At 70.0% G+C, this 14,567-nt stretch carries 14 protein-coding genes; 4 read left to right on the top strand and 10 right to left on the bottom strand.

Annotation, left to right across the window (positions count from 1 at the left end):
• Positions 1–1,269, bottom strand: coding sequence for an MFS transporter (locus ACIPK3_RS19390; RefSeq protein WP_402571152.1), 1,269 nt, complete (start codon positions 1,267–1,269; stop codon positions 1–3).
• Positions 1,270–1,378: 109 nt separating this feature from the next.
• Here ACIPK3_RS19390 and ACIPK3_RS19395 point away from each other — a divergent pair, with 109 nt between their 5' ends.
• On the top strand, positions 1,379–2,395 hold the full coding sequence (locus ACIPK3_RS19395) for a LacI family DNA-binding transcriptional regulator (RefSeq protein ID WP_402571154.1): 1,017 nt from the start codon (positions 1,379–1,381) through the stop codon (positions 2,393–2,395).
• A gap of 74 nt (positions 2,396–2,469) precedes the next feature.
• Here the strand turns inward: ACIPK3_RS19395 and prcA are convergent, their stop codons facing one another.
• The 6 genes from prcA to arc all read right to left on the bottom strand — a co-directional run bounded on the left by prcA (position 2,470) and on the right by arc (position 8,386).
• The gene (prcA, locus tag ACIPK3_RS19400; RefSeq protein ID WP_402571156.1) at positions 2,470–3,207 is read right to left on the bottom strand and encodes a proteasome subunit alpha; all 738 of its coding nucleotides are present in this window, start codon (positions 3,205–3,207) and stop codon (positions 2,470–2,472) included.
• Between the two features lie 60 nt (positions 3,208–3,267).
• Positions 3,268–4,113: a proteasome subunit beta gene (gene prcB, locus ACIPK3_RS19405; RefSeq protein ID WP_402571158.1), complete on the bottom strand. Its 846-nt coding sequence runs from the start codon at positions 4,111–4,113 to the stop codon at positions 3,268–3,270.
• Entirely contained in the window at positions 4,065–4,271 is a 207-nt protein-coding gene (locus ACIPK3_RS19410; RefSeq protein WP_402571159.1) for an endonuclease VII domain-containing protein, read from the bottom strand. The genes prcB and ACIPK3_RS19410 overlap by 49 nt, the downstream gene beginning before the upstream one ends.
• Positions 4,272–4,468: 197 nt before the next feature.
• Positions 4,469–4,687, bottom strand: coding sequence for a ubiquitin-like protein Pup (locus tag ACIPK3_RS19415; protein WP_402571161.1), 219 nt, complete (start codon positions 4,685–4,687; stop codon positions 4,469–4,471).
• 188 nt (positions 4,688–4,875) lie between these two features.
• Positions 4,876–6,387, bottom strand: a complete 1,512-nt coding sequence (dop, locus tag ACIPK3_RS19420) for a depupylase/deamidase Dop (protein WP_402571162.1) — start codon at positions 6,385–6,387, stop codon at positions 4,876–4,878.
• Positions 6,388–6,619: 232 nt separating this feature from the next.
• Positions 6,620–8,386, bottom strand: a complete 1,767-nt coding sequence (gene arc / locus ACIPK3_RS19425) for a proteasome ATPase (RefSeq protein WP_402571164.1) — start codon at positions 8,384–8,386, stop codon at positions 6,620–6,622.
• 242 nt (positions 8,387–8,628) lie between these two features.
• On the opposite strand from arc, the gene ACIPK3_RS19430 reads away from it, so the two are divergent.
• The gene (locus ACIPK3_RS19430; RefSeq protein ID WP_402571166.1) at positions 8,629–8,940 is read left to right on the top strand and encodes a ferredoxin; all 312 of its coding nucleotides are present in this window, start codon (positions 8,629–8,631) and stop codon (positions 8,938–8,940) included.
• 36 nt (positions 8,941–8,976) lie between these two features.
• Here ACIPK3_RS19430 and ACIPK3_RS19435 read toward each other — a convergent pair whose 3' ends face one another.
• From ACIPK3_RS19435 to ACIPK3_RS19445, 3 genes are all read right to left on the bottom strand, one after another.
• Entirely contained in the window at positions 8,977–9,558 is a 582-nt protein-coding gene (locus tag ACIPK3_RS19435) for a hypothetical protein (protein WP_402571168.1), read from the bottom strand.
• Between the two features lie 330 nt (positions 9,559–9,888).
• Positions 9,889–10,791 carry a tRNA (adenine-N1)-methyltransferase gene (locus ACIPK3_RS19440; RefSeq protein ID WP_402571170.1) on the bottom strand — a complete coding sequence of 301 codons (903 nt, stop codon included), beginning with the start codon at positions 10,789–10,791 and terminating at the stop codon, positions 9,889–9,891.
• A 55-nt stretch (positions 10,792–10,846) separates the two neighbouring features.
• Positions 10,847–12,736, bottom strand: coding sequence for a site-2 protease family protein (locus ACIPK3_RS19445; RefSeq protein ID WP_402571172.1), 1,890 nt, complete (start codon positions 12,734–12,736; stop codon positions 10,847–10,849).
• Positions 12,737–12,878: 142 nt separating this feature from the next.
• Between ACIPK3_RS19445 and ACIPK3_RS19450 the strand changes: the two genes are divergently transcribed.
• Together ACIPK3_RS19450 and ACIPK3_RS19455 are read left to right on the top strand one after the other, a co-directional pair.
• Positions 12,879–13,805, top strand: a complete 927-nt coding sequence (locus ACIPK3_RS19450) for a RecB family exonuclease (protein WP_402571174.1) — start codon at positions 12,879–12,881, stop codon at positions 13,803–13,805.
• A 15-nt stretch (positions 13,806–13,820) separates the two neighbouring features.
• On the top strand, positions 13,821–14,492 hold the full coding sequence (locus tag ACIPK3_RS19455; protein WP_020141342.1) for a response regulator transcription factor: 672 nt from the start codon (positions 13,821–13,823) through the stop codon (positions 14,490–14,492).
• Positions 14,493–14,567 lie beyond the last annotated feature (75 nt).

A 14,567-nucleotide genomic window follows, 5' to 3' on the forward strand; every position in this document is an offset into this window, starting at 1 on the left:
TTACGCCCGATCCCCTGAGCTGAAACGGGGTTCGACAGCACGATTTGGATCAGTTTCCGATGAAGCCGCAACCACCCCGCCCCCAGCGGGAGCTGCGAGGACCCGACCGGTGGCCAGCAACACCAGCAACGACACCGCACCGGCCGCCCCCGGCAGGACGAAACCCCACAGCGCGCCACCCGCCTGGACCACCGGCCCCGCCACGCCGGTTCCCACCGACGCGCCCACCGTGAACGTCGTCACGAACCACGAGAACGCCTCGGTGACCGTGCCGCCCGGCGCGTGCCGGTCCACCAGTACGAAGGCACAGGCGATCGCGGGTGCCAGAAACAGACCGGCCACCACCGAGAGCAACACCATCGGCACCGCACCCGGCATGAGCGTCAGCGGCAGGTAACACACCGCCAGGAAGCCCACCAGCACCCGCAGTCGCCGCTCCGGCGCGCCCGACCACCGCCGCGCGCCGTACACCGTGCCGCCCAGCAGCGCGCCCAGGCCCAGCCCCGCCATCAGCCAGCCGTACACCGCGTCGCCGCCATGGTCGTCGGCGTACGGCACGGAGGCCACCGTGATGGCACCCATCGCCATGCCCACGAACAGGAACGCCGCGAGCAGCACCAGCAGGCCCGGCGACCGCAGCGCGCCCAGCCAGTGCGCCTCGCGCGGTGCCGAACGCCAGGCACGCGAGGGCGGCGAGAGGACCACGGACAGCGCCCCCAGCACACCGACGGCGCTCAGCACCAGCAGCGCGGCCCGCTCGGACCACAGCGACACGCAGAGCGTCACGAGCAACGGCCCCACGGTGTACATCACTTCCTGGGCGACCGCGTCCATGGCGTACGCCGTGTGCAGCCGGTCGTCCTCGTCCCCGTCCCGCAGCACCGACGGCCACAGCGCACGCAGACCGCCCTCCAGCGGCGGCGTGAACAGACCGGCCGCCGCGATGGCCGCGTAGGCGAGCGGCAGCGGGTCGGTGCCGACGCAGGCGAAGAGGGTCATCGCCAGGGCGGCCAGTACCGCGGCGGGCAGCTGCACCCGCGGCTGTCCGTGCAGGTCCACCAGCCGCCCCAGCACGGGCTGCCCCACCGCGTTGGCCACCCCGTAGACGGCCGCGAGCGCCCCGGCGAGGCTGTAGCTGCCGCCTTCCGCGCGGACGAACAGCAGCAGCGCGATCGCGGCCGTGGCGTTCGGCAGCCGTCCCACCAGCGTGCCCACCAGCAGCCGGGCCGCATGTCTGGTCCTGAGGATCTCCAGGTATCCCGCGGCCATGTCCCACCTTCACGTGTTACGTATAACGTCCACTCCCATACGTACCATGTGCGCTGTTCACCAGTCCAGACGGCGAACCCCACAGCACCGCACGAAGGAGCACCCCACGGTGGCACGCAGCAGCACGCGCCCGACAAGCCGGGACGTCGCACAGGCCGCCGGCGTGTCCCAGGCCGCCGTCTCCCTCGTCCTCGGCGACAAATGGCGCGGCCGCGTCTCACAGGCCACCGCCGAACGCGTCCGCGAAGCCGCCCGCGACCTCGGCTACCGCCCCAACCTCGCCGCCCGCAACCTGCGCCTCGGCCGCACCCGCACCGTCCTGCTCGTCGTCCCCGCGCTCACCACCGAGTTCTTCGCGGGCGTCTACACCGGCGCCGCCCGCGTCGCCGCCCAGCACGGCTTCGGCGTCGTCCTGTACCCCTCGCCCGAAGGCATCGGCCCCGCCCGGGACCCCTTCGCCTCCGCCCAGGCCGCCCTCGACGGCGTCATCGCCTCCTCCATGGCCGCCGACGCCCTCACCGCCATCCGCGGCGACCAGCTCCCCCTCGTCATGCTCGACAGCGACCCCGCCGGCAGCCTCGGCGCCGCCACCGTCAACCTCGACATCGCCGACGGCGTCCGCCAGGTCGCCGACCACCTCCTCGGCCTCGGGCACCGCCGCTTCCTGCACCTCGCCGCCGATGTGGCCTCCTGGACCTTCGAGGTACGCACCCACGAACTGGCCGCACGGCTCGAGCCCGTCCCCGGCACACACATCCGCACCGTGCGCGCCCCCATCTCCATCGAAGGCGCCCGCACCGCCACCGAGGCGGCGCTCGCCGCACCCGGCCCCCGCCCCACCGCACTCGTCTGCGACGACGACAAACTCGCCGCCGGCGCCTACAAGGCCCTCCGCCGGCTCGGGCTGCGCGTCCCCGACGACATCTCCGTCACCGGCCTCGACGACCTCGCCCTCGCGACCGCCATCGACCCCGAACTCACGACCGTACGTCTCGACGCGGAGCTCTTCGGTGAACGCGGCATGGAAGCCCTCCTGGCCGTCCTGGAAGCCCGCGAGCCCCAGCACGGGGACATCCCCGTCGAACTCGTCGTACGAGGCTCCACAGCGCCGCCACCGGCCTCCTGACCCCGGAAAGACCGAACCCCGGCCGGTGGCAACCGGCCGGGGCACACAGCACGCGGACCACGCGATACGACGGACTACTCCTCCTCGGAGCTCTCCGCCTCGGTCGCCGCCCCGTCCGCCTCCAGCAGACGCGCCAGCTGACGGCCCACGATCCGCTTGAACTTACGCTTCTGCGGCCGCGTCCGGTCCAGCACGGCGACCTCCAGCCGCTCCGCGGGGATCTCCCGCTCCGTACCGTTCGTGTCCCGCGACAGGGCCTGTACCGCCAGCTTCAGCGCCTCCGCGAGACTCATTCCGTCCCGATGCCGCTGATCGAGGAAGCCACTGATCTGCTCGGCGTTGCCGCCCACCGCGACCGAACCGTGCTCGTCCACGATCGACCCGTCGTGCGGCAGCCGGTAGATCTGGTCGCCCTCCGGGGTGTCACCGACCTCCGCCACGACCAGCTCCACCTCGTACGGCTTCTCGGCCGCGCTGGAGAAGATCGTGCCCAGCGTCTGGGCATAGACGTTGGCCAGACCGCGGGCGGTCACATCGTCCCGGTCGTAGGTGTAACCACGCAGATCGGCGTAGCGCACACCGCCGATGCGCAGATTCTCGTACTCGTTGTACTTACCTGCCGCCGCGAAACCGATCCGGTCATAGATCTCGCTGAACTTGTGCAGCGCGCGGGACGGGTTCTCACCGACGAACACAATGCCGTCGGCATACTGGAGCACAACCAGGCTCCGGCCACGGGCGATGCCCTTGCGGGCGTACTCCGCCCGGTCGGCCATCGCCTGCTGAGGTGAGACATAGAACGGCGTCGACACCGGTTATCCGTCCCTTTCTGTCGAGGTCACTGCGATCACCTGCACAAACCGACTCCGGTACTACAGAAGCGCGGCCCGCGGGCCGTCCGGCTCCTCCAGACGCCGCGCCAGCACCGCACGGGCGATCTCGGACGACTCGTCCTCGGTCAGCCGGCGGAAACCGTCCTCGGTGATCACGGTGACGATCGGGTAGATCCGGCGGGCGACATCGGGACCACCGGTCGCCGAGTCGTCGTCTGCCGCGTCGTAGAGAGCCTGCACCACCAGGGTCAGCGCCTGGTCCTCGGTCAGGTCGTCACGGAACAGCTTCTTCATCGCACCGCGCGCGAACAGCGAGCCCGAACCCGTCGCCGCGTAGCCGTGCTCCTCGGAGCGGCCGCCCGTCACGTCGTACGAGAAGATCCGCCCCTTGTCGCGGTCGACGTCGAACCCGGCGAACAGCGGGACGACCGCCAGGCCCTGCATGGCCATCCCCAGGTTGGACCGGATCATGGTCGACAGGCGGTTCGCCTTGCCCTCGAGTGACAGCTGCGCGCCTTCGACCTTCTCGAAGTGCTCCAGCTCCAGCTGGAAGAGCTTGACCATCTCCACGGCCAGACCCGCCGTGCCGGCGATGCCCACCGCCGAGTACTCGTCCGCGGGGAACACCTTCTCGATGTCCCGCTGGGCGATGATGTTGCCCATGGTGGCCCGGCGGTCACCGGCGAGCACGACGCCGCCCGGGAAGGTCACGGCGACGATGGTCGTGCCGTGGGGCGCCTCGATCACACCCTGGGTGGGTGGCAGCTGCCGCTTGCCGGGCAGCAGCTCGGGCTGGTGCTCGGCGAGAAAGTCCATGAATGAAGCAGACCCTGGCGTCAGGAAGGCAGCTGGTAGACGCCCGGTGCCACGAGTATTGGCTTCCACGAGGTTCCTTCCGGATAGGCGGCGGCCCGGCGGACGGCGTCGGGACTGTCACCCAACTTGCCGATGGCCGAATTGCAGTTGAAGCACAGTACGCCACGGACCCTACCCGTCTTGTGGCAGTGATCCACGTGCACGGGAGAAGCAGCCGGACAGTTCACGCAAGCCGCGTCCGGGAGGCGACACGGCGGCGCGCTCGGCCTCGGTGAGGCCTCGGTCGCGCTTCGGGTGGCGCGCGCCCCTCACCGATTCGCGAACGCTGCCCGCGGCTTGTGCTCCCTGCACCGCGAGCAACGCTTCACACCCTCTTCGTTTTCCAGCCCAGGGCCGGCCCGCCGAGTGACCTTCGATCCGAAGGCTACTCGCCCCCCTTCTGAACGAATCCACGCACGAAGTCCTCGGCGTTCTCCTCCAGGACATCGTCGATCTCGTCCAGAACGGAGTCCACGTCGTCGCTCAGCTTCTCGTGGCGCTCCTTGAGGTCCTCGGAAGCCTGTGCGTCCTGTGTCTGCTCCTCGACCTCTTCCGTGGTGCGCGTCGCCTTCTGCTGGCCGCCCTCGGTGTCCTTGGTCGCCATAACCCTCACCCCGCTCAGTTCGCCCGACATGGTCGACAGGTCGGCATTTCTGCCGATCGGTGATGATCAGACCCTACAAGCCAGGTCCGACATCGGCCCCGCAGTTCGTGCAACGTGCGGGGGCCACCTCGATGATTCCCGGACGCCGGGATTTCCACCCTCGCGCCCGCCGCGCCCCGGATGCCCGCTCAGCCTCCGGAGAGGACCTTGACCAGGTCTTCCGCCGTGCGACAGCGGTCCAGGAGCTCCTTGACGTGATTTCGCGTTCCGCGTAGTGGTTCCAGGGTTGGGACGCGCTGGAGGCTGTCGCGTCCGGGGAGGTCGAAAATGACCGAATCCCAGGAGGCCGCGGCGACGTCGTCGGCGTACTGCTCGAGGCAGCGGCCGCGGAAGTAGGCGCGGGTGTCCTCCGGGGGCTTTGTGCGGGCCCGCTCGACCTCGGTCTCGTCCAGGAGCCGCTTGATGCGTCCGCGGGCCGCCAGACGGTTGTAGAGGCCCTTGTCGGCCCGTACGTCGGCGTACTGAAGGTCGACCAGGTGCAGCCGGGCGGCGTCCCAGTCGAGGCCGTCGCGGCGGCGGTAGCCCTCCATGAGTTCCCGTTTCGCCACCCAGTCCAGTTCCCCGGCCAGGCTCATCGGGTCGTTCTCCAGCCGGTTCAGGGTGTCCTCCCAGCGCGCGAGGACGTCCTTCGTCTGTTCGTCGGCGTCGGCGCCGTAGCGCTCCTCGACGTACTTGCGGGACAGCTCGAAGTACTCCATCTGCAGCTGGATCGCGGTGAGCGTCCGGCCGCTGCGGAGGGTGACCAGGCGCTTGAGGGAGGGGTCGTGGGAGACCTGGTGGAGGGTGCGTACCGGCTGGTCGACGGCCAGGTCGACGGCGATGAAGCCGTCCTCGATCATGGACAGGACCAGCGCGGTGGTGCCGAGCTTCAGATAGGTCGAGATCTCGGAGAGGTTGGCGTCGCCGATGATCACGTGGAGCCGGCGGTACTTCTCGGCGTCGGCGTGGGGCTCGTCGCGGGTGTTGATGATGGGCCGCTTGAGAGTGGTCTCCAGGCCGACCTCGACCTCGAAGTAGTCGGCGCGCTGGCTGAGCTGGAAGCCGTGTTCGTGGCCGTCCTGGCCGATGCCGACGCGGCCGGCTCCGGCGAAGACCTGGCGGGAGACGAAGAAGGGCGTCAGGTGGCGCACGATGTCCGAGAAGGGGGTCTCCCGCTTCATCAGGTAGTTCTCGTGTGTGCCGTAGGAGGCGCCCTTGTTGTCGGTGTTGTTCTTGTAGAGGTGGATGGGCTGGGCGCCGGGGAGCTGGGCGGCTCGCTCGGCGGCTTCCGCCATGATGCGTTCGCCGGCCTTGTCCCAGAGGACGGCGTCACGCGGGTTGGTGACCTCGGGAGCGCTGTATTCGGGGTGTGCGTGGTCCACGTAGAGCCGGGCGCCGTTGGTGAGGATCACGTTGGCGAGGCCGATGTCCTCGTCGGTGAGCTGGCTCGAGTCGGCGGCCTCACGGGCGAGGTCGAAGCCGCGGGCGTCCCGCAGCGGGTTCTCCTCCTCGAAGTCCCAGCGGGCCCGGCGGGCCCGGTGCATCGCCGCCGCGTAGGCGTTGACGATCTGGGACGAGGTGAGCATGGCATTGGCGTTGGGGTGGCCGGGGACGGAGATCCCGTACTCCGTCTCGATGCCCATTACTCGCCGTACGGTCATGCGGCCCTCCTTGCCCGGCGGCGCCCTCGGTCATGGGTGCCGCTCAAGTACCGCTGGCGCTCCGGTGCGTGTGCGGTGCCCGTCCCCGCACTGCGCGACTCGGCGGTAGGAAAGAGCCTAGAACGCCTCTGCGCCGGTGGGGAGATCATTTGCGTCATTGCGTGGTCCGGCGGTGACCGGGGAAAGCAATCGGCTGCGGGTACCCGGTGGGGACCCGCAGCCGACCTGCGTCTTACAGGTACTGGCCGGTGTTGGCCACCGTGTCGATGGAACGTCCGGTGTCGGCGCCCTGCTTTCCGGTGATCAGGGTGCGGATGTAGACGATCCGTTCGCCCTTCTTTCCGGAGATGCGGGCCCAGTCGTCCGGGTTGGTGGTGTTGGGCAGGTCCTCGTTCTCCTTGAACTCGTCCACACAGGCTTGGAGCAGGTGGGAGACGCGGAGACCCTTTTGTTCGTGTTCCAGGAAGTCCTTGATGGCCATTTTCTTGGCGCGTCCGACAATGTTTTCGATCATGGCGCCGGAGTTGAAGTCCTTGAAGTACAGGACTTCCTTGTCACCGTTGGCGTACGTCACCTCGAGGAAGCGGTTTTCCTCGGATTCCGTGTACATGTGCTCGACCGCGGTCTGAATCATGCTCTGGACGGTGACGCCCTTGTCGCCGCCGTGCTCGCCGAGGTCGTCGGAGTGCAGCGGAAGGCGTTCGGTGAGGTATTTGCCGAAGATGTCCTTGGCCGCTTCGGCGTCCGGGCGCTCGATCTTGATCTTCACGTCGAGGCGGCCGGGGCGCAGGATGGCCGGGTCGATCATGTCCTCGCGGTTCGAGGCGCCGATGACGACCACGTTCTGGAGGCCCTCGACACCGTCGATCTCGGCGAGCAGCTGGGGGACGATGGTGTTCTCGACGTCCGAGCTGACGCCGCTGCCGCGGGTCCGGAAGAGCGATTCCATCTCGTCGAAGAAGACGATCACGGGGGTGCCCTCGCTGGCCTTCTCCCGTGCGCGCTGGAAGACGAGGCGGATCTGCCGCTCGGTCTCGCCGACGTACTTGTTCAGGAGCTCGGGGCCCTTGATGTTGAGGAAGAAGCTCTTGCCCTGGGCCTGGCCGGTCACCTCGGCGACCTTCTTGGCCAGCGAGTTGGCCACGGCCTTGGCGATGAGCGTCTTTCCGCATCCGGGAGGCCCGTACAGCAGGACGCCCTTGGGCGGCCGCAGTTCGTGCTCCTTGAACAGGTCGGGGTAGAGATACGGGAGCTCGACCGCGTCGCGGATGGCCTCGATCTGGTTGCCGAGGCCGCCGATCTGCTCGTATCCGATGTCGGGGACTTCTTCGAGGACGAGTTCCTCGACCTCGCTCTTGGGCACGACCTCGTAGACGTAGCCGGAGCGGGGTTCGAGCAGGAGGGCATCGCCGGGACGGATGGTGACGTCCAGCAGCGGCTCGGCGAGCCGCACCACCCGTTCCTCGTCGGTGTGCCCGAGCACCAGGGCGCGCTCGCCGTCCTCAAGGATCTCCTTGAGGGTGACGATGTCCCCGACCCGCTCGTACTGCATGGCCTCGACCACGTTGAGGGCCTCGTTGAGCATGACTTCCTGGCCGCGCCGGAGGTCCTCGAGGTCAACGCTGGGGCTGACGTTCACCCGGAGCTTGCGGCCCCCGGTGAAGATGTCGGCCGTGCCGTCCTCGATGGCCTGCAGGAAGACTCCGAAGCCGGCCGGCGGCTGAGCGAGGCGGTCAACCTCTTCCTTGAGGGCCACGATCTGGTCTCGGGCCTCGCGGAGAGTATTGGCGAGTCGCTCGTTCTGGGCGGATACGCCGGCCAGATTCGTCTGCAGCTCGACGATCCGCTCTTCGAGAATCCTCGTGTGTCGCGGAGAGTCGGCGAGCTTGCGTCGCAGGACGGCGATCTCCTGCTCAAGGTAGGCGATCTGCCCGGCGGGGTCGTCGGACCCTCGTCCCGGGCGGATGCCGCGGTTCATGTCGTCGTCGTGGGCTGCCACGGTCCTCACCTCCTCCAAGGGGAGCTGGACGCTTCCAGACCCTACCTGGGTGGGTGTCGATTGAAACCCCTAGATCACAAAGACTGTCAAGGAGTGTCCGATCTTCACCCTTGCGCTCTCCCTCACGCCAGGGGAATACCCACCGAACATGATTGGAAAGCCGCCGGAGGTAGGCTCAACTTGTTCAACACCCGTCAGAGCTGGCCGGATTCCCGTCGGCTCGGACAGATACGGCAGGAGAGGTGACCGTGCGGCAGGAGGCCCCGACCGGCGCGGAGGCGCTGGAGGTCTGGATCGATCAGGACCTGTGTACGGGCGACGGGATCTGCGCCCAGTACGCGCCCGAGGTGTTCGAGCTGGACATCGACGGGCTGGCGTACGTGAAGGCGGCGGACGACGTGCTGTTGCAGGACAAAGGGGCTGTGACGCCCGTGCCGTTGCCCCTTCTGACGGATGTGGTGGACTCGGTTCGGGAGTGTCCGGGCGAGTGCATTCACGTGCGTCGGATTTCGGACCGGGTGGAGGTCTACGGCCCGGACGCGGACGCGGAGTGACTTTCCGACCACCTGTCGTGATGGTTGTCTGCTTCCTCACACACTGTGAGCGTCTGCGGGGGTGGAGCGGACGAACGCGCCGCCCTTCCAGTGCCACTTGGCCTGGGTCCTGAGGTCGGGACAGCAACTGGGCACGTCGGCCGAGGAGTAGCCGAGGAGGGTCGCGGTGACGGCTCCGGCACGGACGGTGAAGTCGGTGACGTTGAGCCGGTCCTCGGGGTCGACGAGGGTGGCGACTATTCGGGCACGGCCGGTGTCGGCGGCGCGGGTGAGGATGTAGACACCGTCGGGCGGGGTGCCCATGGGGGCGTCGCAGCGTACGACGGCGACCGTCTCCGGCCGGCCGTCGCCGTCGAGGTCACCGGTGGCCTGCTTCTGGACCCTGACCTTCTGGGGGCCGCAGTTCAGGGGGAAGTGGACGTCCGTGGTGGCGGGCGGTGCGACGGCCGCGGGCGCGGATCTCGCCTCGGTGCCGGCGGCGGGCTGGGCGGCGGTGGCCGAGCCGGGCTGGACGACGGAGGAGAGCGCCACGACGCCGGCGACAGCTGTCGCGGTGGCGAGCCAGTGGATGGGGTGGGTGTGCGTGTGTGCAAGTTCCGGGACCGCGGGGTGCTGCACTAGGAGTGTCTCCTGTGATGGCTGTGCCGGTGTGCCGAGGGGGGGTGGCCAGCATGGTGCCACACGTCACAGCGCGGGGGAACGGGGGGGTGGGAATCCCTGCGGGCGGCGGGACGGTGGTGGGCGTGCGGTCGTGCGGCGCGGCCGCGGCGGGGTGGGCTCGCCCGGGACCGCGCTGGGCAGCGTTGCCGCGTCGGACTGGTCGCGCCGAGGGGAGCCCTGTCAACACGGCGGCGCCGCGGCCCAGTTCCGGAGTGGTCCGGGAACTCGACGGCGGCGCCGGAGCGTTGTGTTTCGCACACGCCCGTGGACGGCGTGGCGGGGTGGTGCCTAGCGGGCGGCGCCTCCGTCGGCGTTGGGGCCTGCGTAGTCCTCGCCGTAGGCGCCCTTGGCCGGGCGGCGACGGCGCATCGGGGGCTCGACACCGTCGGCGAGGCGGCGGGCGGTGAGGAGGAAGCCGGTGTGGCCGATCATCCGGTGGTCGGGGCGGACTGCCAGGCCCTCGATGTGCCAGTTCCGGATCATCGACTCCCAGGCGGTCGGCTCGTTGAAGCAGCCGATCTCCCGGATGGACTCGACGGTGCGGGCGAGCTGGGTGGTGGTGGCGACGTAGCAGCAGAGGATGCCGCCCGGCACCAGTGCCTTGGAGACGGCCTCCAGGCATTCCCAGGGAGCGAGCATGTCGAGGATGACTCGGTCGACGTCGGTGTCGGACAGGTTGTCCTGGAGGTCGCCGACGGTGAGCTGCCAGGCCGGGTGGGAGCCGCCGAAGTACCGCTCGACGTTCTGCCGGGCGATGTCTGCGAAGTCCTCGCGGCGCTCGTAGGAGTGCAGCATGCCCTGGTCCCCGATGGCCCTCAGCAGGAAGCTGCTGAGCGAGCCGGAGCCGACACCGGCCTCCACGACGCGCGCGCCGGGGAAGATGTCGGCGAAGGCGAGGATCTGCCCCGCGTCCTTCGGGTAGACGACGGCTGCCCCGCGGGGCATGGACAGGACGTAGTCGGGGAGCAGGGGGCGCAGCGCGAGGTAGGCGACGTTTCCGGTGGTGCGGACAACGCTGCCCTCGGGAGCGCCGATCAGTTCGTCGTGCGGGAAGGATCCCTTGTGGGTGTGGAAGTTCTTCCCGGCTTCGAGCGTGAACGTGTAGTGGCGGCCCTTGGGGTCGGTCAGCTGTACCTGGTCCCCGACCTTGAAGGGCCCGCGCCTGCGGGCGGCACCGGTCGGTTCGGACATGTGAACAGCCTACCGGCGTTTTGGGAGGCCGCCGACCATGGTGGCCGTACAGGTACTAGGAGGTGGGGCGGGCCATGGCCTTGACGAAGGCGCGCTCGACGTCGGCGGCGGACAGGACGCCGTAGATCTCCCCGGTCTCCTCGACGACCAGGTATTCGGTGGCAGGGGTGGCGCGCATGACGTCGAGGAGCTCCTCGCCCGCCAGTTCGGCGGAAACGCGCATGCCGTCGGTGAGTTCCTGGGCGAGGCCGCTGACGGAGACCCAGGGGCGGCGGTGTTCGGGCACGCCCGCGATGGCGGCCTCCCGGACCAGGGCGAGCGGGGTGCCGTCGGCGTCGACGACGACGAGGGCGCGGGCCCCGGCGGCGTTGGCCCGGCGCAGGGCTTCGGAGAGGGGGGTGTCGGTCTCCACGGGGACGGCGCGGCGGGTGAGGGCGCGGGCGCGCAGTTCGGGAAGGTGCTCGCGCAGCCGGGCCACGCGGAGGCTGTTGCCGGCGCCGGTCCAGATGATCGCGGCGAGGATGGCGGCGAGCAGGGCGTCGGTGACGGTGTCCATGCCGCTGAGCTCTTCGTTTCCGGAGCCGAGGACACCGGACTGGTTCAGCAGCGGGAGGCCGACGAGGACCGAGAGAGCGAGGGCGCGGCCGAACCAGGCGGCGGCGACGGTGCCGGTCATGGGCTTGCCGGTGATCTTCCAGACGACGGCGCGGAGCATGCGTCCGCCGTCGAGGGGGAGGCCGGGCAGGAGGTTGAAGGCGGCGACGATCAGGTTGGAGATCATCAGGCCGGCGAGCAGGACGCCGGGGACGGTGCCGGGGCGCACGGGTTGCATGGCGAGGTAGAACAGCCCGGCCAGCACGAGGGAGAGCAGGGGGCCGACGAAGGCCAGGACGAATTCCCGTCCGGGGGTCTCGGCCTCCTTCTCGATCTCGGAGACGCCGCCGAAGAACTGGAGCTGGATGCGGCGGACCGGGAGTCCGAAGCGGATGGCGGCGACGGTGTGGGCCAGTTCGTGGACCAGGACGGAGGCGTAGAAGGCGATCGCGAAGAACAGGGACACGAGGTAGCGGGCGGCGCCGAGTTCCGGCAGGACGCGGTCGAGTTGGCCGCCGAACACCCAGGTGATCAGCGCGGCGACGAGGAACCAGCTGGGCGCGACGTACACGGGCACCCCGAAGGGCCTGCCCATGAGCAGTCCCCCGCCAGGTTCCCTGGGCCGCCGCGGTGGACGCCCCTTGGCCATGTCGGAGTGCGCGTGGGCGCGCTCGGCGTGGCCGGGACCCGGGTCCGCACCGGAGCGGCCGGGACCCTCCGGGTGTTCGTCCGCATGCGGCGCCGGGGACGCGGTCGGGTCCGCATCCCCGGCCGGGCTCGAACTCGGGCGCCCCTCCGGGGTCGCGGAGTCGGCCGGCGCTGAGGGCTTCCGCGGGGTGGAGGAATGGTCGTCGCCCGGGGCACGGGAGGCGTCCGGGGCCGGGGCCGCAGGCGTGTCCGAGTGCCGGGCCGGATCCGGCTGGCCCTCCGGGGTCGCGGAGTCGGCCGGCGCTGAGGGCTTCCGCGGGGTGGAGGAATGGTCGTCGCCCGGGGCACGGGAGGCGTCCGGGGCCGGGGCCGCAGGCGTGTCCGAGTGCCGAGGCGTGTCCGAGTACCGAGGTGTGTCCGAGGGCGGGGCCGGATCCGGGTGGCCCTTCGGGGTCGCGGAGTCGGCCGGCGCCGAGGGCTTCCCCGGGGTGGAGGAGTGGTCGTCGCCAGAGGTGCGGGAGGCGTCCGGGGCCTGATCCGAGTGGTGGTTCGGGGGTGTTGGCTCGTGGGCGTTCTCGGCGGGGGGCTCGGCCCTCGTGTTCCGGTCCCGGGCAGGGGCGTCCGGGGGCGCAGGGACCGCGGGGTGCTCGGTCGGCGGTTCGTTGCCGGACCGCGGTTGCCCGCTGCCGCCACTCACGTCCACGGTGTCCCCTCGTTCGAATGTCTTCCGCGCCGGGCGGGCGAAAGGGTCTGGGGTCGATGGTATGCGGCCATCGTGAGGCGTTCCGCCCCGGCACCCCCCGCGGCTGGGTGACTGTCAGTGGCGGGCCGTATGGTCTGTGGTCATGGACAGCAGTATCGAGGGCGGGGAAGCGGTTCCACCGGGCGTGGCCGGGGAGGTGGCGGTGGCGGCAGCCGGTGAGCGTGCCGTGGTGGCGCCGTCGTCCTTGTCGCCGTCGCGTGCCAGTGACTTCATGCAGTGTCCGCTGCTGTACCGCTTCCGGGTGATCGACCGGCTGCCGGAGAAGCCGAGCGCGGCCGCCACCAGAGGGACGCTGGTGCACTCGGTGCTGGAGCGGCTGTTCGACGCACCCGCCGCGGAGCGGACCGCGCCGCGGGCGGCGTCGCTGATTCCCGGTCAGTGGGACCGGCTGCGGGAGTCACGGCCGGAGGTCGTGGAGCTGTTCGCGGACGATCCGGAGGGCGAGCGGCTGGCGGGGTGGCTCGCCGAGGCGGAGCAGCTGGTGGAGCGGTGGTTCACGCTGGAGGATCCGACCCGACTGGAGCCCGCCGAGCGAGAGCTGTTCGTGGAGACCGAGCTGGAGTCGGGCCTGCGGCTGCGCGGGATCATCGACCGGGTGGACGTGGCTCCGACGGGTGAGGTGCGGATCGTCGACTACAAGACGGGCAAGGCGCCGCGGCCGGAGTACGCCGAGGGCGCGTTGTTCCAGATGAAGTTCTACGCCTTGGTGGTGTGGCGGCTGAAGCAGGTGGTGCCGCGGCGGTTGCAACTGGTGTACCTCGGCAGTGGTGACGTGCTGACGTACGACCCGGTGCCGGCCGATCTGGAGCGGGTCGAGCGCAAGCTGTTGGCGTTGTGGGAGGCGATCCGGCGGGCGACCGAGACGGGTGAGTGGCGGCCGCGGCCGACCAAGCTGTGCGGCTGGTGCGATCACCAGGCGCACTGCCCGGAGTTCGGTGGTACTCCCCCGCCGTACCCCTTGCCGGTGGGAGCCGGTCCGGAGGCGCAGGGCAGAATGGGCCCGGACTAGGCGAAGGAGACTCACGTGGCCATCCGCGTCCTACTGGTCGACGACCAGCCGCTGCTGCGTACCGGATTCCGGATGATCCTGGAAGCCGAGCAGGACATCGCGGTCGTCGGCGAGGCCGGAGACGGCCTCCAGGCGCTCGACCAGGTGCGGGCTCTGCAGCCCGATGTGGTTCTGATGGACATCCGTATGCCACGGATGGACGGTGTGGAGGCGACCCGGCAGATCACCGGGCCCGGCCGGGACGGTCCGGCGAAGGTGCTGGTGCTGACCACGTTCGATCTGGACGAGTACGTGGTGGAGGCGCTGCGGGCCGGGGCGAGCGGCTTTCTGCTGAAGGACGCGCCGGCCAACGAGCTGGTCCAGGCGATCCGGGTGGTGGCGGCAGGCGAGGCGATGCTCGCGCCGAGCATCACGCGGCGGCTGCTCGACAAGTACGCGACGCATCTGCCGTCGGGCGACGAGCCGGTGCCGGACACGCTGCACACTCTGACGGACCGCGAGGTCGAGGTGCTGAAGCTGGTGGCGCGCGGGCTGTCGAACGCGGAGATCGCGGCGGACCTGTTCGTGAGTGAGACGACGGTCAAGACGCACGTCGGTCATGTGCTGACCAAGCTGGGGCTGCGCGACCGGGTGCAGGCGGCGGTGTACGCGTATGAGAGCGGGCTGGTGCGCCCCGGCGCGCAGTAGGCGGTCCGCGTCGCGGCCCGCGCGGCGGGTGTCGTACGACGGCGAAGGGCGCCCCCGCTCCAGTGGAGCGGGGGC

The organism is Streptomyces sp. NPDC086787 (genome assembly GCF_044745865.1).
Classification (GTDB): domain Bacteria; phylum Actinomycetota; class Actinomycetes; order Streptomycetales; family Streptomycetaceae; genus Streptomyces.